The sequence below is a fragment of the Massilia sp. FBCC-B171 genome, assembly GCF_059134155.1.
On record NZ_CP101443.1, the window covers coordinates 430,673 to 449,955 of the forward strand.

Genomic DNA, 19,283 nt, shown 5'->3' on the forward strand with positions numbered 1-19,283 from the left:
GGATCCTCGTTAGTATTCAGACACGTTCGATCCCACATGGTAGACCTTTTCGGGCGCGTTTGCCCCGCAGCGCTGCGCTTCAGTTGCCGCGGTAGGTCGAGTACCCGTAAGGGCTCAGCAGCAAGGGGATGTGGTAATGCTGGGCGGTATTTTCGACCTTGAATTCGACCGGAATCTGGTCGAAGAAGGTCGGCTGTCCCAGGCGTGCGTAGTGGTCGCCGGTCTTGAAGACGATGCGGTAGGCGCCCGCGGTGAGCGCTTTGCTTGCCGGATACAAGGCGCGCACGCGGCCCTGGGCATCGGTGACGGCCTGGCCGATCGTGCGCCACTGCTGGCCGTCGCGCGCTTCGAGGACGACGCCGACGCCTGCGCTGGGCTGGCCGCTCTGCAGGTCGAGGATGTGGACGCTGAGCGGATTCTCGGCCGCGGCGGCGTGCAGGCAGGCGCAGGCAAGGGTGGCGGCGAGGAGGGTACGGGCGATGCTGGTCATGGTGGTTTTCCTTGGGTGGGTAGATCAGGGAGCGCGCGGGCGCTCGAGTTCCGGGACGGCGGACAGCGCCGCCAGGGCGCAGGCATCGTCGTTGACGGCGCCGCCGCCGCCGGCCACGCCGATGGCGCCGACCACCTGGCCCTCGACACGCAGCGGCACGCCGCCGCCGAGCAGCAGCAGCTCGGGCAGGGTGGTCAAATTGCGCGCGTCAAGCGTGGCGGCGGCATTGCGCGCCAGGTCGAGCGTGCTGGTGCGGGTCGACAGCGCCGTATAGGCTTTCTTGCGGCTGGCCTGCGTGTTGTGCGGACCGACGCCGTCGGCGCGCTGCACGGCCACCAGGTTGCCGCCGCGGTCGACGACCGAGACGACGATGGCGCGGCCCTGGGACTGGCAGGCGGCGACGGCGGCGCCGGCCAGGCGGTTGGCGGCGTCCAGCGACATGTCGACGGGACGGGGCAGGGCCGCTGCGGCGTTCCCGGCCAGCAAGGCGGTGCACAGCATCAGAATGGATTTGGTCATGGTGCGCTTTCGTTCGGATGAAGCCGCTACTCTACGAAAGCGCCGGCTACGCCAGCCTGACGCGAAGATGACAATCCCGTCATGTTCGGCATCCTGTACCCGGCTTAGAATGCTGCCCATGCACATCCTCATCATCGAAGACGAACCGAAGACCGGCGACTACCTCCAGCGCGGCCTGCGCGAGTCCGGTTTTACGGTGAGCCTCGCGCGCAACGGACGCGACGGCCTGCATCTCGCATGCGAGGAAGAGGTCGACCTGGTCGTGCTCGACGTCATGCTGCCGCGCATGACCGGCTGGGAAGTGCTGGCTGAACTGCGCGCCCGCGAAAAAACGGCGCAGCTGCCGGTGCTGTTCCTGACCGCGCGCGACGAAGTGCAGGACCGGGTCAAGGGACTCGAGCTGGGCGCCGACGACTACCTGGTCAAACCCTTCGCCTTCGTGGAACTGGTGGCGCGCATCCGCACCCTGTTGCGGCGCGCGCCGGTGCGCGAGGACGCGCTGCTGTGCATCGGCGACATGGAGATCGACGTCATCGCGCGCAAGGTGCGGCGCCAGGGCAAGCCGGTGCTGCTGACGGCCCAGGAATTCAATTTGCTGCACTTGCTGGCGCGGCGCGAGGGCCAGGTGCTGTCGCGTTCGCTGATCGCTTCCCAGGTATGGGACATGAATTTCGACAGCGACACCAACGTCATCGATGCCGCGATCCGGCGCCTGCGCCGCAAGCTCGACGACCCGTTCCCGCTCAAGCTGATCCATACGCGGCGCGGCATGGGCTATGTGTGCGACGCGGAGCTGGACGGGTGAAAGGTTCGCTCACCCTGCGCGTCTGCCTCGCCTTCGTCCTGATCGTGGCGCTCAGCGCGGCCGGCATCGGCCTCTACCTGTACCAGGCCCTGGTCGGCGAAATCGTGCGCCGCGACGACATCGCCCTGCTCGGCAAGCTGCGCCAGGTCCAGCAGCTGCTCGGCAGCGCGGACGCCCAGGACCTGCTGCGCGAGCGCCCGCAATACTTCCGCGACACGATGAGCGGCCAGGAAAATTCGCTGGTGCGCATCGTGGACGCCGGCGGCCGCCTGCTGCTCGACATCAATCCGCTTGGGGAACGCTATCCGGCCCCGCCGGCCGTGGCGGCGCCGTCGCGTGCGGCCATCCTGGCCTGGACCGGCCGCGCCGGCACGCCGGGCCAGGTCGTGTCCGGCAGCGCGCGCCTCGGCGCGCAGCCGGTGCGCATCACCGTGGCGCGCCTGTACGCCGACCGCACGGCCATGTTCGCGCGCTACCGCCAGCAGATCGTCCTCGCTTGCGCCGCGGCGGCGTTGCTGGCAGGTCTGTTGGCAGCGCTGCTGCTGGTGCATGGCTTGCGGCCCCTGCGCACGATCGCCGCGCACGCGGCCCTGGTGCGCCCCGGGCGGCTCGACAGCCAGCTCGACAGCGCAGCGGCGCCGAGCGAGCTGCGCCCGCTGATCCTGGCCCTGAACGCGATGCTGGCGCGCCTGCACGACGGCTACACGCGCCTGTCGGGCTTTTCCGCCGACCTGGCGCACGAGTTCCGCACCCCGGTCAATAACCTGCTGGGCCAGACCCAGGTGGCGCTGGCACAGCGCCGCAGTCCCGACGAGTACGAAGAACTGCTGGCGTCGAACGTCGAGGAACTGGAACGCCTGTCGCGCATGGTCGACAGCATGCTGTTCCTGGCGCGCGCCCAGCAGGAGGACGTGGTATTGGCGCGCGTCCAGCTGGCGGTCGAGGACGAATTCGCGCGCATGGCCGAATTCTTCGAGGGCATGGCCGAAGAACGCGGCGTGACGCTGCACTGCGCCGGCAGCGGCACCGTGCAGGCCGACCCCCAGCTGCTGCGGCGGGCGCTGGCGAACCTGCTGTCGAATGCGATCCGCCATGCCGACGGGGGCAGCGTGGTCACGCTGGCAGCGGCTAACCGCGATGGCTGGACCGAACTCCTGGTGACGAATGTCGGCGCACCGATCGATGCGCACGACCTGCCGCACCTGTTCGAACGCTTCTACCGCGCCGACGCGGCGCGCAGTGCGGGCGCCGGATCGACCGGGCTGGGGTTATCGATCGTGCATGCCATTATGGAACTGCACGGCGGCCGCGCCGAAGTGCGCCCGACGCCGGGCGCGGTCACGTTCGTGCTGTTGTTCCCGCTGCGTGATGGTGTCCCCGCCCATGCAACACGTGCATGAGCGGGCAGGCGAGCAGCAGGAGGCGAACTGCTCTGGCTGACGCAGCGTGTTTCCCTGCCCTGTTGGCGATGCGCCGCGCTCAGTTCGGGGTGCCCCGTTGCCGGTACGTCAGGCAGGAAACGCCATTGTCGGCGTGCCCCACTGCGATCTGCTCGGTCATGCACTCGTAATCGTCGTTGTACTGGCAGGCCGACACCTTGCAGGCGCCCACGCCTGCCTGGCCTTGCCTGACACGCGAATGGGGCATCGCGTTGAGAAACGTGTCGCAGCCGGGGTGAATGCCGTTCCCGATCGTAATGGCGCGGGCGCGGCAGCAGTTGTCCGTGTTGTAGGCGCACTCGCCGACGAAGCACTCTTCGACGACGGGCATGTCGATTGCAATCCTCATCATGACGACCTCCACGTGCAGAAACAAAAACGTTCGTCCAGCTTAGATGTTTGGCCTGGCCGAAAGTGCAGCGCGACAGGCACGCCGCGCTGCCGGTTTCCGCCGTGGGTGTGTCAGGGCCTGGCGAGTGCCGCGAGCAGGGGGCCGTCAAGCCCGTAAATATCCTCGGCGAACAGCACGCGGCCATCGCGCTCGGTGACGGCGGTCGCATAAAACAACACCACTGGCACGGGCGTGCGCAGGGGCACGGTGCGCGTCTTGCCGGTGCGTATCGCCGCCTCGATGGCAGCCGCGTTCCATGCCTGCGGATCGGCCAGCACGAACTGCGCCAGCTCGACCGGGCGCTCGACGCGGATGCAGCCATGGCTGAGGTCGCGCCGGCTGCGGTCGAACAATTCCGTCGATGAGGTCGAGTGCAGGTAGATGTTCATCGGATTGGGCATGGCGAATTTGAGGGCGCCGAGCACATTGCGCGCGCCTGGCCGTTGCCGGATCCGGGCCGTGCCCGCGCGCAGCGCCGCCAGGGCCGCGCCCGTGTGGGCGAAGACCTGCCCCTGGGTCCCGACCAGTTCCATGTCGTTCTTCCGAAGGTAGGCCCTGTCGCGCGCCAGCTTGGGAAGAATTTCGCCAAGCGTAATGCTGCGCGGCACGTTCCAGTACGGATTCAAATCGAGGGAGCGCATCTGGCCGATGAAGAGCGGCGTCGGCGTCTTTGCCGCGGTGCCCACGATGATGCGCATTTCCAGCGGTACCGCGGCCGCGCCGGCGCTGCTGTCAAAGGCCCACAGCCGGTAGGCCGGCAGATTCACCGCGACCATGCGTCCGCGCGGCAGCGGCGGCAGCCAGCGCAGGCGCTCCAGGGTCAGCGCCAGTTGTGCGGCGCGGTGCGCGAGGGGCACCGCCAGCGCCTTGCGGGTCTGGGGTCCCAGCACGCCGTCCTCGGCCAGGCCATGGCGCGCCTGGAAACGCCTGAGCGCCGCCGCGAGCTCTTCCGTATAGAGGTCCCCGGCGGTGGAGGCATCGGCGTCGAGGTCGCCCAGCACGTATAGGCGGTCGCGCAACAGCCCGGCGCCGGCATAGGTGTCGCCCACGGCGACCGCGCGCGCAGCCTCCGGTAGCGGCGGCCACGCGGGGTGCAGGTTCGCCAGCGCGCGGTAGTGCGCCAAGCTGGCCATCACCCTGCGGTACAGGGGAATGGGCGGCGCGGTGTCGTTCACCAGCTGTTCCAGCCGGCCCTCGCGCACGGCCTGGGCCAGGCGCGGCGCCAGGCCGGCAGCGCCTTGTGGATCCGGCGTGCGGTAGGCGGACGGGGTGCGCCCCGCATGCAGCTCGCCCAGGTAGCGCAGCATCGCGTCCCCAAGGTCGCGCTCGAGCGCCGCCGTGGCGGCCGCGTCGCCTGGCGTATCGAGCCGGCGCGCCAGGTCCGCGGCGCCATAGCGCTCCGGATCGAGACCATGCGCCTCGGCCTGGCCAAGGAGCCGTACGGCCCCCCGTGCCTGCGCGGCCTCGTCGGCCAGCCAGGGCAAGCCCGGCGCGGGCGCGATGTCCTGCGCCGCGCCGGCAAGCGCATGGACCAGGATGAAAAGGACGGCGTACAGGCGGCGGACCGATGCGGGCAGGAGGCGCCGCGGTGGCGTGGAAAGCATGTCGTGGGCGGCTCGAAAAGAACGAATGTGGACGTCACGATAGTGATTTGGTCGGCCTCCTGTCGTTGATATAGGTCAAATATCAGCCAGGGCCGGAGCGCCGCATAGTGCCACCGTCGCCAAACGCCGCGCCCTGGCTCAACCGTTCGTGTTGGCACCATCCTTGAGTTAACGTTAAGCTTTTGTTATGAAACCGCGAATTTATTAGCAGATCGGCACGGCGCTTGCAAGTTATCGGCGTCCCGATTGATTTGGATTAATGGCTACTCGCGCTCCGACCAGATTGCTCGTATGATGGTCTCAGTGCGCTCACGACAAGGTAGAAACCATGCGCCCCATCGTCATCGTTCCAGCATGCACCCGTGATTTCGGCGAACACCCGTATCACGCGGCCCAGCACAAGTATGTCGACGCCATCGTCCTTGGCGCCGACTGCGCGCCCATGATTTTGCCGTCGCTCGGCAAGGATCTGGACCTGGAAACCATGCTGCAGTTGTGCGACGGGATCATGCTCACCGGTTCTGCCTCGAATGTGCACCCCAGCTATTACTCGCAAGAGGTGCTCGACCCGTCCCTGCCGCAAGACCCTGCGCGCGACGAAACGACCTTGCCGCTGATCCGTGCGGCGGTTGGACGGGGTATTCCGATCATCGCGATCTGCCGCGGTTTCCAGGAGATGAACGTCGCACTGGGCGGCTCGCTGCACCAGGCGGTGCAGCTGGTGGAAGGCAAGTTCGACCACCGCGAAAAACCCGAGCTCGGCATGGATGAGCAATATGGCGATGCCCACAAGATTTTGCTGACGCCTGGCGGCATGCTGCACGGGATCCTCGGCGCCGACGAAATTCCCGTCAATTCCCTGCACGGGCAAGGCGTCAACGAACTGGCGCCGGGACTGGTGACCGAAGCGACCGCCGAAGATGGCCTGGTCGAAGCGTTTTCGGTCGGCGCCGCCCCCGGCTTCACGCTGGCGGTGCAGTGGCACCCCGAGTGGCGCATCACGCACAATCCGTATTCCATGAAGATGTTCGGGGCCTTCGGCCAGGCCTGCCGCGACTACCGCGCCAAACGATTGGAACGCTCATGACCGCCAGCCGAAAATCGCCCATGCGATGGACGGCCCGCGCCGTTCCTTAGCTTGCCTCGTTCTCTCCCCCGCACACGTGCAGGGCGCCGCTTTGCGCCCTGCGAATCCCGAACAGACGAGAGGCAATGATGGCAATCCGCGAGAATTTTTCTTACACCGACATGGACGAGTGGCTCAATGCCAAGCGCGTCACCGAAATCGAATGCCTGGTGCCCGACCTGACCGGCGTCGCCCGCGGCAAGATCCTGCCCCGGGTTAAATTTACCGAAGAGCGCGGCATGCGCCTGCCGGAAGCCGTGCTCGGCATGACCGTCACCGGCAACTCCCCGACCCACGACGACGCCTACGACCGCGCCATTTCGGCCACCGACCGCGACATGATCCTGAAGGCCGATCCGACCACCATTACCATGGTGCCGTGGGCGGTCGACCAGACCGCGCAGGTGATCCACGACTGTTATTTCGCCGACGGCACCCTGGTCGACTTCGCGCCGCGCTCGGTGCTGCGCCGGGTCCTCAAATTGTACGAGGAAAAAGGCTGGAAGCCGATGGTCGCGCCCGAGCTCGAGTTTTATCTCACGGCGAAAAACATCGACCCGGACCTGCCGCTGGCCGCCCCGATCGGCCGCAGCGGGCGCGCCGAAACCAGCCGCCAGGTCTACAGCATCGACGCCGTCAACGAATTCGATCCGCTGTTCGAGGACATCTACGATTACTGCGACCTGATGAACCTCGACGTCGACACCCTGATCCACGAGATCGGCGCCGGCCAGATGGAAATCAATTTCCAGCACGGCGACCCGCTCGGCTTGGCCGACAAGGTGTTTTACTTTAAACGCACGCTGCGCGAAGCCGCGCTGAAGCACGACATGTACGCCACCTTCATGGCCAAGCCGATGGCGGGCGAGCCGGGTTCGGCGATGCACGTGCACCAGAGCGTGGTCGACGCCAAGACCGGCCGCAATATCTTCAGCGACAGCGACGGCAACGCGTCCAAGCTGTTCCACCAGTACATCGGCGGCCTGCAGCGCTACATGCCGTCGGCGATGGCGATCATCGCGCCGTACGTCAATTCGTACCGCCGCATCGTGCGCCACACGGCCGCGCCGATCAACCTGCAATGGGGCATCGACAACCGCACCGTGGGCTTCCGCGTGCCGGTCTCGGGCGCGCAGGACCGCCGCATCGAAAACCGCATCATCGGCGCCGACGCCAATCCCTACCTCGCCTTGGCCGTGACCCTGGCCTGCGGTTACCTGGGCATGATCGACGCGCTCGAGCCGACCGCGATCGTCGAAGGCAGCGCCTACAAGATGCCGGTCGAACTGCCGCAAGGCTTGCCGGAAGCGCTGAGCCTGTTGCGCAACGAAGCGCGCCTGCGCGAAGTGCTGGGCGACCGTTTCATCGATGTGTATTCCGCGATCAAGGAACTCGAGCACCAAGAGTTCATGACCGTGATCAGTCCCTGGGAACGCGAACATTTGCTGCTGCACGTGTAATTTTTAAACTAAAAAACGAGGTGCCATCATGGCAGCCGATGATACGGCGGTGCTTGCCGCCAGCATGACTACCGCGCGTGTGCCGGACACGGAAGCGTTCGACACCCGCGCCATCCAGGAACTCGACGCGGCGCATTTCCTGCATCCGTTCACCGACCACGCGGCGCTGCGCGACAAGGGCGTACGCGTGATCGTGCGCGGGCAGGGCGTGCACTTGTGGGATTCCGACGGCAAGCAGCTGATCGACGGCATGTCGGGGCTGTGGTGCGTGAACGTGGGCTACGGCCGCACGTCCATCTCGCAGGCGGTCTACCGCCAGATGGAAACGCTGCCCTTCTATAACAGCTTCTTCAACACCACCAATGTGCCGGCCGTGCAGCTCGCAGCCGAACTGGTGGCCCTCGCGCCGCCGCAGTTCAGCCACGTGTTCTTCACCGGTTCCGGCTCGGAAGCGAACGACACCATCGTGCGCATGGTGCGGCGCTACTGGGACATCCTCGGCCAGAGCGATCGCCAGGTCATCATCAGCCGCAAGAACGCCTACCACGGCAGCACCGTGGCGGGCGCGTCGCTGGGCGGCATGGCCGGCATGCACGCCCAGGGCGGACCCATGCTTCCCGGCATCCGCCACATCGGCCAGCCGAATTACGCCGAGCACGGCCAGGGCATGAGCGAAAACGCCTTCGGCCTGGTGGCGGCGGCCTGGCTCGAGGAAGAAATCCTGGCGCTGGGTGCGGACAAGGTCGCCGCCTTCATCGGCGAACCGGTGCAGGGCGCGGGCGGCGTCATCATTCCGCCGGCCACCTACTGGCCGGAAGTGCAGCGCATCTGCGACAAGTACGGCATCCTGCTGGTGGCCGACGAAGTCATCTGCGGCTTCGGGCGCCTCGGCACCTGGTTCGGCTCGGAACTGATGGGCATGCGTCCCGACCTGATCAGCTTTGCCAAGGGCGTCACCTCGGGCTATGTGCCGCTCGGCGGTGTGCTGGTGGGCAAGCGGGTGGCGCACGCGCTGGTGGAACAGGGCGGCGACTTCAACCACGGTTTCACGTATTCAGGCCATCCGGTCGCCTGCGCCGCGGCGCTGGAAAACCTGCGCATCCTGAAAGGCGAGCGGCTGGTGGAAAAGGTGGCGCTGGAAACCGGGCCGCATCTGAAAGCGGCTTTCAATCACCTGGCAACGCACCCGCTGGTAGGCCACGCCGAGAGCTGCGGCATGGTGGCGGGGCTGAACCTGGTGCGCGCGAAGGGCGCCACGGTGCATGAATGCGACCGTTTCGACCCCGCGCTGGGCGTGGGCATGGTGTGCCGCGGCCATATGTTCGACAACGGCGTCATCATGCGCGCCGTGGGCGAGCGCATGATCGTGGCGCCGCCGCTGGTGATGACGAAGGCCGAGATCGACGAGATGGCGGGGAAGATCTGGGATTGCCTGGACCTGACGCTGGCCGATGTGCGGTCGCGCGGCTGGATCTGATTCGTTAGCTTCAAGCGCAGGGACGTAGGGTGGGCGGGTCCCCCGCCCACGCGTTCAACTACGTCCCTTCGTTACGCACCCACCTGAATCGTCTTCGACGGCTCGGTACGATTCTTGAGCACCTGCGGCGCCAGCGAGCCGATGAACATGCCCGCGAACGCCGCCAGCAAGCCTGCCAGCTGCCCCGGGAACTGCTCGCCCAGCGACGAAACCTGCGGGAAGAACAAAATCCACACGAACATGCCGGCGCCGATCGACAGGATCGCGCCCTGGGTCGTCGCACGGCCCCAGTACAGGCCCATCACCAGCGGGACAAACGCCGCCACCAGGGTTACCTGGTAGGCCGAGGACACCAGTTCGTAGATCGAGGTGCCTTCCATGGCGATCGCATAGGCCAGCACCAGGGCGGCGAAGACGACGATGGTCACGCGCATGGCGAACAATTGCTGCTTGTCGGAGAGGCCCGGGCGCAGGTTTTTCAGGATGTTTTCCGTAAAACTGGTTGATGGCGCCAGCAGGGTCGCCGACGAGGTGCTTTTAATGGCCGAGAGCAGGGCGCCGAAGAACAGGATCTGCATGATCAAGGGCATCTTGGTCATCACAAACGTCGGCAGCAGGCGCTGGTAGTCGTTCTTGGCAATGTCGAGGGCGTTGTCGCCCATGACGACGACGGCGGCGGCGACGATGAACATCGGCACGAAGCCGAAGACGATGTAGCTGGCGCCGCCGATCACGGCGCCGGTGCGCGCGGTGGGGGCGTCTTTCGCCGACATCACGCGCTGGAACACGTCCTGCTGCGGGATGCTGCCGAACATCATCGTGATGGCCGCGGCGAAGAAGAAGACGATGTCGGTGAAGGTCGGCTCCGGCCAGATGCGCCACAGGTCGGCGCTCTGCGCCATGTCGAAGACGCGGTCGGCGCCGCCGGCGAGATCGGCGGCGAAGAAGGCAATGATCGACATGCCGATCACCAGCACGATCATCTGGATGAAGTCGGTCAGCGCCACGGCCAGGAAGCCGCCCACCACCACATAGATCAGCACGGCGAGGGTGCCGATCACCATGCCGACGGCGGGCGCCATCGCGCCATTCGTCAGCACCGAGAACACCAGGCCGAGCGCCGTGATCTGGGCCGCGACCCAGCCAAGATAGCTGAGGATGATGGCGACCGAGCAGAAAATCTCGATGCCCTTGCCGTAGCGCTGGCGGTAGTAGTCGCCGATGGTGAGAAGGTTGAGTTTATACAGCTTGGTCGCGAAGAACAGGCCGACCAGGATCAGGCAGGTGCCGGCGCCGAACGGGTCCTCGATGACGGCGTTCAGGCCGCCCTGCACGAACTTCGCCGGCACCCCCATCACGGTCTCGGCGCCGAACCAGGTGGCAAAGGTCGTGGTAATCACCATGATCAGCGGCAGGCTGCGCCCGGCTACGGCGAAGTCGCTGGTATTCTTGATGCGCGTACCCGCCCAAACCCCCAGCGCCAGCGTGCCCAGCAAATAGATCGCGACACAGGTAATCAGTGTGTAGTTCATGGTGGTAACGGCTCCGGGGCGGGAAAATTATCTGGCGGAAAATCGGCGATTATAGCGGCAGAACTCCGCTACCGGCTCAGGTCACCCCCGTTTTTCCTCGTGTTTTATTCACTTTAGAAGGAACACTGGCATGCGAACAACATCATGGCACGAACGTGCCGCCGAACTCACCATCGACGGCCGCGCTTTCATCGACGGCAAGCGTGTCGACGCCCGCTCGGGCGCGCGTTTCGACTGCCTGTCCCCGGTCGACGGCCGCAAGCTGGCCGAGGTCGCCCGTTGCGATGGCGCTGACGTCGACGCGGCGGTAGCGAGCGCCCGCGCCGCCTTTGACGACCGGCGCTGGGCCGGCAAGGCCCCGGCCGAACGCAAGAAAATCCTGATCCGCTTCGCCGACCTGATGCTGGCCAAGCGCGACGAACTGGCGCTGCTCGAAACCCTCGACATGGGTAAACCCATCCGCTACAGCCGCAGCGTCGACGTCCCGGCCGCGCAGAACTGCATCCGCTGGTATGGCGAGGCAATCGACAAGCTCTACGACCAAATCGCGCCCACGGCCGAATCGAGCCTGGCCCTGGTCACGCGCGAGCCGGTCGGCGTGGTGGCGGCCATCGTTCCCTGGAACTATCCGATGCTGATGGCGTCCTGGAAGATCGGTCCGGCCCTGGCCGCCGGCAACAGCCTGGTGTTAAAACCTTCCGAAAAATCGCCGCTTTCCGCGCTGCGCCTGGCCGAACTGGCGCTGGAGGCGGGTGTGCCGCCCGGCGTCTTCAATGTCGTGCCCGGCTTTGGCGACGAAGCCGGCCGCGCGCTCGGCCTGCACATGGACGTCGACTGCATCGCGTTTACGGGGTCCACCCGTACCGGCAAGCAGATCCTGCAAATGGCGGGCCAGTCGAATTTGAAACGTGCCTGGACCGAGCTGGGCGGCAAGTCGGCGAACATCGTCTGCGCCGATTGCCCGGACCTCGACAAGGCGGTGGCCAGCGCCATCGGCTCCATCTATTTCAATCAGGGAGAGAGCTGCAACGCCCCGTCGCGCCTGTTCGTGGAAGCGTCGATCAAGGAGGCCTTCCTCGACAAAGCGTTAAAAATGATCCCGGATTTCGCGCCGGGCGATCCGCTCGACGAGGCCACGGTGATGGGCGCGATCGTCGACCCGATCCAGATGAAAACCGTGCTCGGCTATATCGAGGCGGGCAGTGCCGACGGCGCGCGCCTGCTGGCCGGCGGCCGCGCCGCACGGGTCGACAGCGGCGGCCTCTACATCGAGCCGACCCTGTTCGACGGCGTCGAGCAATCGATGCGCATCGCGCGCGAGGAAATCTTCGGGCCGGTGCTCTCGGTGCTCTCGTTCACCGACCTCGACGAGGCGGTGCGCCAGGCCAATGCCACCCCCTACGGCCTGGCGGCGGGGCTGTGGACGGCGGACTTGAGCAAGGCGATCCGCACCTCGCGCGCGCTGCGGGCTGGCACCGTGCACGTGAACACCTACGACAACGACGACATCACGGTGCCCTTCGGCGGCTATAAACAGTCGGGTAATGGAAGGGACAAGTCGCTGCACGCCTTCGACAAGTACACGGAGCTAAAAACGACCTGGATTCAGGTCAAGTAGAAGGCATTCGCGGCCTCGACAAGCGTACCTGTAGGGTGGGCGGCTCTACCCCGGAAATCGGTCATTGTTGACGCTGGCGCCGCCCACGCGTTCAACCAGCTCCAGAAACCTCGCGTCGTCTCACGCGTGCGTTGAACGCGTGGGCGGCGCAGAAGCCGCGTCTGTTCATATTGCCGGGTGGAGCCGTCCACGCTACATCCTGCTGCACACGTCGCGCAGGAGCGGCCGCCATGCTACATTGACCGGTCCGGAAAACGCCGGGGCCTGAGATGAACGACGCGATGCGCGAGTTTCTGCGCGAGCACAACATCCACGAAGTCGAGTGCGTCATCGCCGACATGACGGGCATCGCACGCGGCAAGATCCTGCCCAAGGATTTATTCCTGAACGGCGAGCACATGCGCCTGCCGAAAAGCGTGCTGCTCAACACCGTCAACGGCGAGCAGCCGGACAATCTGCCGTATGTGGGCGCGACCGATCCCGACATGGTCTGCGTACCCGACGCAGCCACGATGCGCGTCGTGCCCTGGGCCTCCGAAGCGGTGGCGCTGGTGATCCACGACTGCCGCAATTTCGACGGGTCCCCGGTCGAGCTGGCTCCTCGCTCGGTGCTGCGGCGCGTGCTCGACCTGTACGCGCAGCGCGGCTGGAAGCCGGTGGTGGCGCCGGAAATGGAGTTTTACCTGGTCGCGCGCAACACCGATCCGAATGTGCCTCTGAACCCGCCGATGGGCCGCACCGGCATGACCGAACTGGGACGCCAGTCCTACTCGATCGATGCCGTCAACGATTTCGATCCCTTCTTCCTGGAACTGTCGGCCTTCTGCAAAGCCCATGCGCTGGGCGTGGAAACCCTGATCCACGAAGCCGGCGCCGGCCAGATGGAAATCAATTTCGCCCATGGCGACGCGCTCGAGATGGCCGACCGCGTGTTCCTGTTCAAGCGCGCGGTGCGCGAGACGGCGCTACGCCACGGCATCTTCGCCACCTTCATGGCCAAGCCCATGGAAACCGAGCCCGGCAGCGCAATGCACGTGCACCAGAGCGAGGTCGACACGGTCAGCGGGCACAACGTTTTTACGATGCCCGATGGCGGACCAAGCCCGCTGTTCTTTCACTTTATTGGGGGACTCGAGCGCTACGTGCCGTCGGCCCTGCTCATGTTCGCGCCGCATGTGAATTCCTACCGGCGCCTGTCGCGTTTCCAGTCGGCGCCGACCAATGTGCGCTGGGGCTATGACAACCGCACCTGCGGCATCCGGGTACCGAACTCGTCACCTGACAACCGGCGCGTCGAAAACCGGGTGCCGGGCGTCGACGTGAATCCCTACCTGGCCATGGCGGCGGCGCTCAGCTGCGGCTACCTCGGCATGGTCGACGGGATCGAACCGTCCGCCCCGACCGGGGACAGCGCCGAACACATCCATGACGACCTGCCGCGCAACCTGGAAGACGCGATCCTGCGCATGCGCCAGTGCCCGGCCCTGTCGAACATGCTGGGCGACTTGTTCGTGCAGGCCTTCTGCGAAGTGAAGGAACTCGAGTTCGCGACCTTCAGCCGGGTCATCAGTTCATGGGAGCGCGAACACCTGATGCTGCTGGTGTAGTCCGCCCTCCTAACGGCTGTGCTTGCTGAAGAACTCCCAGATGAGTTCGTTCGCATCGATATCGCGCGTGGTCTTTCCAATGGGGAGGCCGACATTGAACGGGTCGGCGCCCGGCCAGGTATGGCCACCCTCGCGGACCGTGGCCAGCGCCACGCTTTGCTTGCCATTGCCCTGCTCGACCCAGGTGACGTCGGTGCCGTCCCCAGTGTCGCGGTCGAAGGCGCGCCGGCTGGTCACGGCGTTGCGCAGGTCGTTGTGCTTGACCCAATAGTCATAGCTGTCCTGCGCCGACAGGTAGCTGGCGGGCTTGCCTCCATACGCCACGACCTGGTCGGCCGTGCCATGCACCAGCAGCACGCCGGCCTTGCCGGGTTTCGCATGGTGCGCAATCACCGGCTCGGGCATCGGCGCGCCGACCGAGGCGACGGCCGCGAACAGGTGCGGCAGCTCTGCCGCGATGCGCAGCGCAAAGAAGCCGCCGCGCGACAGGCCGGTGGCATACACGCGCCCGCTGTCGACCCGGTAATCCTGCTTGAGTTTGGCGAGCACTGCTTCGGTAAAGCCGATGTCGTCGCTGCCTTCGAGGTAGGACATGCCGAAACCCACATTCCAGTCCTGCTTGATGCCGGCCGGATAGACCACGATGAAGCCGTGGCGGTCGGCGGCACGGTTCATTTGTGTATACAGCATCTGCTCGGCCATGCTCATGCCGCCGCCGTGGAAGTTGAACACGACCGGCAGCGCCTTCTGCGCGCCGCTGGCGTAGGAGGCCGGGGTGTAGACGAGGTAGCGGCGCTTTTCCTCCTTGTGGACGAGGGATTTGACTTGCGCGAGCGCCGGCAGGCTGGCGCATGCGAAGAGGAGGAAGCCGATCAGGAGTTTCATGGTGCGTGCTCGAATAAAGTGGAGGAGCACGCAGGATAGGAAAGCAGAGGTGAAAGCGCGGTGAAATCCCGCGCGTTTTTCATTCGGGACGCAGCGGAACGATATCGACCCGGTAAGCGTTCGCGCCTGCTTCGAAGCGCAGTTCCCACCCCATCGCCGCGGCAATACGGCGCAGAAGGTTTTGCCCGTGCAGGAAACCATGCATCGTCGCGCTGCGGCCTGGATCGATCGTGTTGGCGATGCCGAGCACCCCGTCCGCAAACGACAGCGCCAGCCTGGCCTCCTGCCCGCCATGGAACAGGGCATTCCCCAGGCAATTATTCACGAGCAGCCGGCTCAAATGCGGGTTGCCCCTCACTTCCAGCCGTTCAGGCAGGTCGAGCGCCAGCCGGTCCTCGTCCCACCCGCCGCCGGCCAGCAGGCGCAGCAGGATGTCCTCGATACAGCCACGCAGGTCGAACACCTCGTTGCCGATGTGCTCGGCGCGCGCCAGTGCGAACAGGACGTCGATGGTGGCGCCGATTTCCTTCAGGCCTGCCTGCAACTGGTCCACGTCCTGCCGCTGCAGGGGCCGGGCGGCGGCCTGGCCAAGTGTGTTGTGCATGACCGTGAGCGGCGTGCGCAATTCATGGCTGACGTCGCGCGTGAATGCGTGTTCGCGTTGCAGCGCCGCCTGCAGTTCCCCGATCGTGGCGCCCAGCTTGTCGGCCAGGTAGCCGATCTCGTCGCGGCGCGCGCCGGCACTGAAGCGGGTGGCACCGCCGGGCTTCAGGCTGCGCACTTCGTCGGCAAGTACCTGGAGCGGCGACACCAGCCGGCGCGACAGCAGCCAGGCCAGCAGCAGGGCCAGGCCGATCAGGCCCAGCGCAAAAAAGATCAGCACGCCGCCGACGTCCTGGACGATTTTCGATACGACCAGCAGCGGGCCGACGTCGGCCAGCAGGTAGACACGCCGCGGCGCGGAGCCGGCCTGGAGGTCGAGCGTGCGCAGGTGATAGTGCTGACCTGTGTCGGTGAATATTTCAGCACGCCGCTCGCCGGCGGCGACATGCTTGCGCACGACCGGCGGCAGCGCATCGGGATTGCGGGAGATAACGATCAGGTCGTTGCCGGACGCCTTGACTTCGCCGTGCCGGCGAAAATGCGCCGTCATGGCAGCGGCCTCGCGTTCCAGCAGCCGCTCGACCAGCATGTCTTCGGTCACATACGAAATGACGAGCGCCAGCCCGGTGTAGCAGACGCAGATGAGCACGGTAAAGCCGGCCAGCGCCGCGAACAGGCCGTGCCGGATCGATCTAAACATGGTCTGCCGCTGCCAGGTCGAGCCGGTAGCCGAGCTGGGGAATCGTCACGATCAGGTTCAGGCCGCCTACCCGTTCCAGCTGCTTGCGCAGCGCATATATGTGCGATTTCAAGGCATCGCTGTCCGGCGGATCGGCGCCCCACAGCGTGTGCATCAGCGCCGAACGGGAGACGGCCCGCGGGTAGGCCGTGCACAGCGCGAGCAGGATAGTGAAACCGGCCTGGGTCAGCGGGACCGGCGCCGCCGCGTACAGGGCGCGCTTCTCGCGGGGCAGGAGCGTCAGCGGGCCGACGCACATTTCCTGGCTGACGTGCAGTTGCCCGCGCCGTGCCAGGGCTTCGCAGCGCAGGGCAAGCTCGCGCAGGTCGAAAGGTTTGGTCAGGTAATCGTCGGCCCCGCAATGGAAGCCGCTGGCCTTGTCCTCGAAGGCGTCGCGCGCGGTGAGCATCAGCACCGGTACGTTGCGCGGCGCCTGCGCCTTGATGACACGGCAGACTTCCAGCCCGTCGAGGTCGGGAAGATTCAAATCGAGCAGTACCACATCGTAGGTGTTGTCCGTGGCCAGCGCGATGGCGAGCGCGCCGGTGGCGGCGTGGTCGGTCTGCCATCCCAGTCCGTCCAGGAAGCCGACGACCTGGCGTGCGATCGTGGGGTGGTCTTCCACCACCAGTACGGTCAGGGCGCCGCGGTTCACGACGCGTTTGCCTTGCGCGGACGGGGCGCAGCACGCATCAGCTGTATTCCTGGAGTACCGTATAACCGCCGCCATTGCCCGGGCGCGATTCGACGAGGGCGTAGCCAGCGATGTCCCACACCAGCTCGGGCGCTTCCGGCGGCACGAGGGCGTTGTTCGCACGCCGCGCCAGCGTCACATGCGGACGGAACTTGCGTGCTTCCGGCTGCAGGCCGAGCGCGACCAGGGCAGCGGACAGGTTCGCATGCAGTTCCAGCAATCCGGGCGGCTCGTCGTGTGGCTCGAGCACGGCAATCCCGTGCGGCCACAGCTTGGGCACCCCGATGGATAAGGTAAACGGCGTGAACGGCACGGCAAACCCGCGCCGCAGTTCCGGCACCCGTTCGCTCGGTATCTCGCCCAAGAAATGCAGGGTCACATGCAGTTTGTCGGCGTGCACCGGACTGGCGCCGCGCGGCCAGTCCCAGGCGTCACGCCGCTCGCGCAAGGCATGCCGGATCGCGGGATCCGGCCACAGCGCCAGGAACAAGCGGGTGTTCGCGGCGCTTTCCATTTTTTAGAAGCAGTGTTCCTGCGCGGGGAAGCTGCCGTCCTTGACGCCGCCGACATAGGCGCGCACGGCCGCTTCGATGCTGGTTTGCCCTTCCATGAAGTTCTTCACGAATTTCGCTTTATGGCCTGGGAAGACGCCCAGCATGTCGTGCATCACCAGCACCTGGCCCGAGCAGTCGGGGCCGGCGCCGATGCCGATGGTCGGCACTTGCAGCAGCTCGGTCGTTTCCTTGCCCAGCGCCGCCGGCACCGCTTCCAGCAGCACGATCGCCGCACCCGCCGCCTGCAGGGCCAGGGCGTCGTTCTTCAGGCGCTCGGCGCCTGCATCGGTTTTACCTTGCACCTTGAAGCCGCCCAGCTGGTGCACGAATTGCGGGGTCAGGCCGATGTGGGCGCAGACCGGAATGCCGCGCTCGACGAGGAAGGAAACGGTTTCGGCCAGCCAGGCGCCGCCTTCGATCTTGACCATCTGGGCGCCGGCGCGCATCAACGCCGCGGCGCTTTCAAACGCGATTTCCTTGGTGGCGTAGGCGCCGAAGGGAACGTCGGCCACCAGCAGCGCGTTCTTGTTGCCGCGCGCGACAGAGGCGGTGTGGTAGGCCATGTCGGCGAGCGTGACCGGCAGCGTCGACGAATGGCCGGCGCAGACCATGCCGAGCGAGTCGCCCACCAGCAGGATGTCGACGCCGGCGCGGTCCATCAGCGAGGCGAAGCTGGCGTCGTAGCAGGTCAGCATGGCAATCTTGGTGCCGGCCGCACGCATTGCCTGCAGCGCCGGAATCGTGACGGCCTTGGGCGTGGTTTTTACCGGCGCAGGTGCGTCGCCGCCCGTCATTTCCTTGCCCTGCAAATAAGCGCTCATAGTGGTCCTTTTGAAAACAAATAGTTCGACGGCGTAGTGTAATGCGACGCCGGAAATCTTGCCGACATGTCTTTGATCAGCTGCGGAAGATGAAATACACGGCGCCGACCAGGCACAGCGCGGCCCAGATGTAATCGAGCTTGAAGGGCTGGTCCATGTAGAACATGGCGAAGGGCACGAACACGCTCAGGGTGATCGCTTCCTGCATGATTTTCAACTGGGCCAGGCTGTACTGGGTGGCGCCGATCCGGTTCAGCGCCGCGCCATGCGGCGCGGCCCTGCAGCAGGTATTCGAACAGGGCGATGCCCCAGCTGATCAGGGCGGCGATGTACCACGCGCGGTTGTTCAGGCTTTTCAGGTGACCGTACCAGGCGAAGGTCATGAAGATGTTCGACAGCACGAGCAGGCCCGCGGTCTGGAAGAAAACAGGAATCTGCATTGTGCTAGCCGAGGCGGTGGATGGCTTGATCGGCCACATTGGCCAGGTAGTCGGCGGCGCGTCCGCGGCCGGGGATGGCGATGTCGGGCATGACTTCCAGCAGCGGCGCCAGCACGAAGGCGCGCTCGTGCATGCGCGGGTGCGGCACCGTCAAGTCCGGCGTGTCGATGACCGCGTTGCCGTACAAGAGCAAATCGAGGTCGAGCGTGCGGGGGGCGTTATGGTAGGGCCGTTCGCGGCCGTGGGCCGTCTCGATCGCCTGCAGGACAGCGAGCAGTGCGTGCGCATCGAGGGCGGTGTCGACCAGGGCGACGGCATTGATGTAGTCGTCACCGGAGGAGTCGATCGGCGCCGTGAGCCACAGGCTGGAGGCGGCCACCAGGCGGCAGCCGGGCTGGGTCTCGAGGCGCGCCACGGCGTCGGCCACGTTGGCGCGCGCATCACCCAGGTTGGCGCCGATGCCGACGAAAGCGATCATG

At 66.0% G+C, this 19,283-nt stretch carries 18 protein-coding genes and 2 pseudogenes; 7 read left to right on the top strand and 13 right to left on the bottom strand.

Annotated elements, in window-relative coordinates; all coding sequences use genetic code 11:
- Positions 1 to 79: 79 nt before the first annotated feature.
- Both uraH and NMB41_RS02000 read right to left on the bottom strand, forming a co-directional pair.
- A complete protein-coding gene (uraH, locus tag NMB41_RS01995; RefSeq protein WP_494380822.1) occupies positions 80 to 490 on the bottom strand; it encodes a hydroxyisourate hydrolase in 411 nt (136 codons plus the stop codon).
- 24 nt (positions 491 to 514) lie between these two features.
- Positions 515 to 1,009, bottom strand: coding sequence for a GlcG/HbpS family heme-binding protein (locus NMB41_RS02000; RefSeq protein ID WP_494380823.1), 495 nt, complete (start codon positions 1,007 to 1,009; stop codon positions 515 to 517).
- Between the two features lie 118 nt (positions 1,010 to 1,127).
- On the opposite strand from NMB41_RS02000, the gene NMB41_RS02005 reads away from it, so the two are divergent.
- Together NMB41_RS02005 and NMB41_RS02010 are read left to right on the top strand one after the other, a co-directional pair.
- Entirely contained in the window at positions 1,128 to 1,814 is a 687-nt protein-coding gene (locus NMB41_RS02005) for a heavy metal response regulator transcription factor (protein WP_494380824.1), read from the top strand.
- A gap of 44 nt (positions 1,815 to 1,858) precedes the next feature.
- Positions 1,859 to 3,121, top strand: a pseudogene (locus NMB41_RS02010) (heavy metal sensor histidine kinase); the annotation flags it as partial.
- A gap of 31 nt (positions 3,122 to 3,152) precedes the next feature.
- Here NMB41_RS02010 and NMB41_RS02015 read toward each other — a convergent pair.
- The 3 genes from NMB41_RS02015 to NMB41_RS02025 all read right to left on the bottom strand — a co-directional run bounded on the left by NMB41_RS02015 (position 3,153) and on the right by NMB41_RS02025 (position 5,248).
- On the bottom strand, positions 3,153 to 3,212 hold the full coding sequence (locus tag NMB41_RS02015) for a hypothetical protein (RefSeq protein ID WP_494382917.1): 60 nt from the start codon (positions 3,210 to 3,212) through the stop codon (positions 3,153 to 3,155).
- A gap of 81 nt (positions 3,213 to 3,293) precedes the next feature.
- Positions 3,294 to 3,605: a DUF1540 domain-containing protein gene (locus NMB41_RS02020; protein WP_494380825.1), complete on the bottom strand. Its 312-nt coding sequence runs from the start codon at positions 3,603 to 3,605 to the stop codon at positions 3,294 to 3,296.
- A 110-nt stretch (positions 3,606 to 3,715) separates the two neighbouring features.
- Positions 3,716 to 5,248: a L,D-transpeptidase family protein gene (locus NMB41_RS02025; protein ID WP_494380826.1), complete on the bottom strand. Its 1,533-nt coding sequence runs from the start codon at positions 5,246 to 5,248 to the stop codon at positions 3,716 to 3,718.
- Between the two features lie 328 nt (positions 5,249 to 5,576).
- Between NMB41_RS02025 and NMB41_RS02030 the strand changes: the two genes are divergently transcribed.
- The 3 genes from NMB41_RS02030 (at position 5,577) to NMB41_RS02040 (ending at position 9,311) form a co-directional block, all read left to right on the top strand.
- Positions 5,577 to 6,335, top strand: coding sequence for a gamma-glutamyl-gamma-aminobutyrate hydrolase family protein (locus tag NMB41_RS02030; RefSeq protein ID WP_494380827.1), 759 nt, complete (start codon positions 5,577 to 5,579; stop codon positions 6,333 to 6,335).
- Between the two features lie 128 nt (positions 6,336 to 6,463).
- Positions 6,464 to 7,834 carry a glutamine synthetase family protein gene (locus NMB41_RS02035; RefSeq protein WP_494382918.1) on the top strand — a complete coding sequence of 457 codons (1,371 nt, stop codon included), beginning with the start codon at positions 6,464 to 6,466 and terminating at the stop codon, positions 7,832 to 7,834.
- A gap of 64 nt (positions 7,835 to 7,898) precedes the next feature.
- Entirely contained in the window at positions 7,899 to 9,311 is a 1,413-nt protein-coding gene (locus tag NMB41_RS02040) for an aspartate aminotransferase family protein (protein ID WP_494382919.1), read from the top strand.
- Positions 9,312 to 9,382: 71 nt separating this feature from the next.
- Here NMB41_RS02040 and NMB41_RS02045 read toward each other — a convergent pair whose 3' ends face one another.
- Positions 9,383 to 10,843, bottom strand: a complete 1,461-nt coding sequence (locus NMB41_RS02045) for a high affinity choline transporter 1 (RefSeq protein ID WP_494380828.1) — start codon at positions 10,841 to 10,843, stop codon at positions 9,383 to 9,385.
- A 130-nt stretch (positions 10,844 to 10,973) separates the two neighbouring features.
- Between NMB41_RS02045 and NMB41_RS02050 the strand changes: the two genes are divergently transcribed.
- Both NMB41_RS02050 and NMB41_RS02055 read left to right on the top strand, forming a co-directional pair.
- Positions 10,974 to 12,461 carry an aldehyde dehydrogenase gene (locus NMB41_RS02050; protein ID WP_494380829.1) on the top strand — a complete coding sequence of 496 codons (1,488 nt, stop codon included), beginning with the start codon at positions 10,974 to 10,976 and terminating at the stop codon, positions 12,459 to 12,461.
- Between the two features lie 269 nt (positions 12,462 to 12,730).
- Entirely contained in the window at positions 12,731 to 14,068 is a 1,338-nt protein-coding gene (locus tag NMB41_RS02055; protein ID WP_494380830.1) for a glutamine synthetase family protein, read from the top strand.
- Between the two features lie 9 nt (positions 14,069 to 14,077).
- On the opposite strand, the gene NMB41_RS02060 is transcribed toward NMB41_RS02055, so the two are convergent.
- The 7 genes and pseudogenes from NMB41_RS02060 to folK form a co-directional block, all read right to left on the bottom strand.
- On the bottom strand, positions 14,078 to 14,953 hold the full coding sequence (locus NMB41_RS02060) for an extracellular catalytic domain type 1 short-chain-length polyhydroxyalkanoate depolymerase (RefSeq protein ID WP_494380831.1): 876 nt from the start codon (positions 14,951 to 14,953) through the stop codon (positions 14,078 to 14,080).
- Between the two features lie 79 nt (positions 14,954 to 15,032).
- On the bottom strand, positions 15,033 to 16,256 hold the full coding sequence (locus NMB41_RS02065) for a sensor histidine kinase (RefSeq protein ID WP_494380832.1): 1,224 nt from the start codon (positions 16,254 to 16,256) through the stop codon (positions 15,033 to 15,035).
- Complete coding sequence (locus tag NMB41_RS02070) at positions 16,249 to 16,950, bottom strand: response regulator transcription factor (RefSeq protein ID WP_494380833.1); 702 nt, start codon at positions 16,948 to 16,950, stop codon at positions 16,249 to 16,251. The genes NMB41_RS02065 and NMB41_RS02070 overlap by 8 nt, the downstream gene beginning before the upstream one ends.
- Positions 16,951 to 16,987: 37 nt before the next feature.
- Positions 16,988 to 17,503 (bottom strand): RNA 2',3'-cyclic phosphodiesterase, encoded by a 516-nt coding sequence (thpR, locus tag NMB41_RS02075; RefSeq protein WP_494380834.1) that lies wholly within the window; start codon positions 17,501 to 17,503, stop codon positions 16,988 to 16,990.
- A gap of 3 nt (positions 17,504 to 17,506) precedes the next feature.
- Positions 17,507 to 18,364, bottom strand: a complete 858-nt coding sequence (gene panB, locus NMB41_RS02080) for a 3-methyl-2-oxobutanoate hydroxymethyltransferase (RefSeq protein WP_494380835.1) — start codon at positions 18,362 to 18,364, stop codon at positions 17,507 to 17,509.
- Between the two features lie 76 nt (positions 18,365 to 18,440).
- Positions 18,441 to 18,804 (bottom strand): annotated as a pseudogene (locus NMB41_RS02085) (DMT family protein).
- Between the two features lie 4 nt (positions 18,805 to 18,808).
- Positions 18,809 to 19,282: a 2-amino-4-hydroxy-6-hydroxymethyldihydropteridine diphosphokinase gene (gene folK / locus NMB41_RS02090; RefSeq protein WP_494380836.1), complete on the bottom strand. Its 474-nt coding sequence runs from the start codon at positions 19,280 to 19,282 to the stop codon at positions 18,809 to 18,811.
- Between the last annotated feature and the right edge of the window lies 1 nt (position 19,283).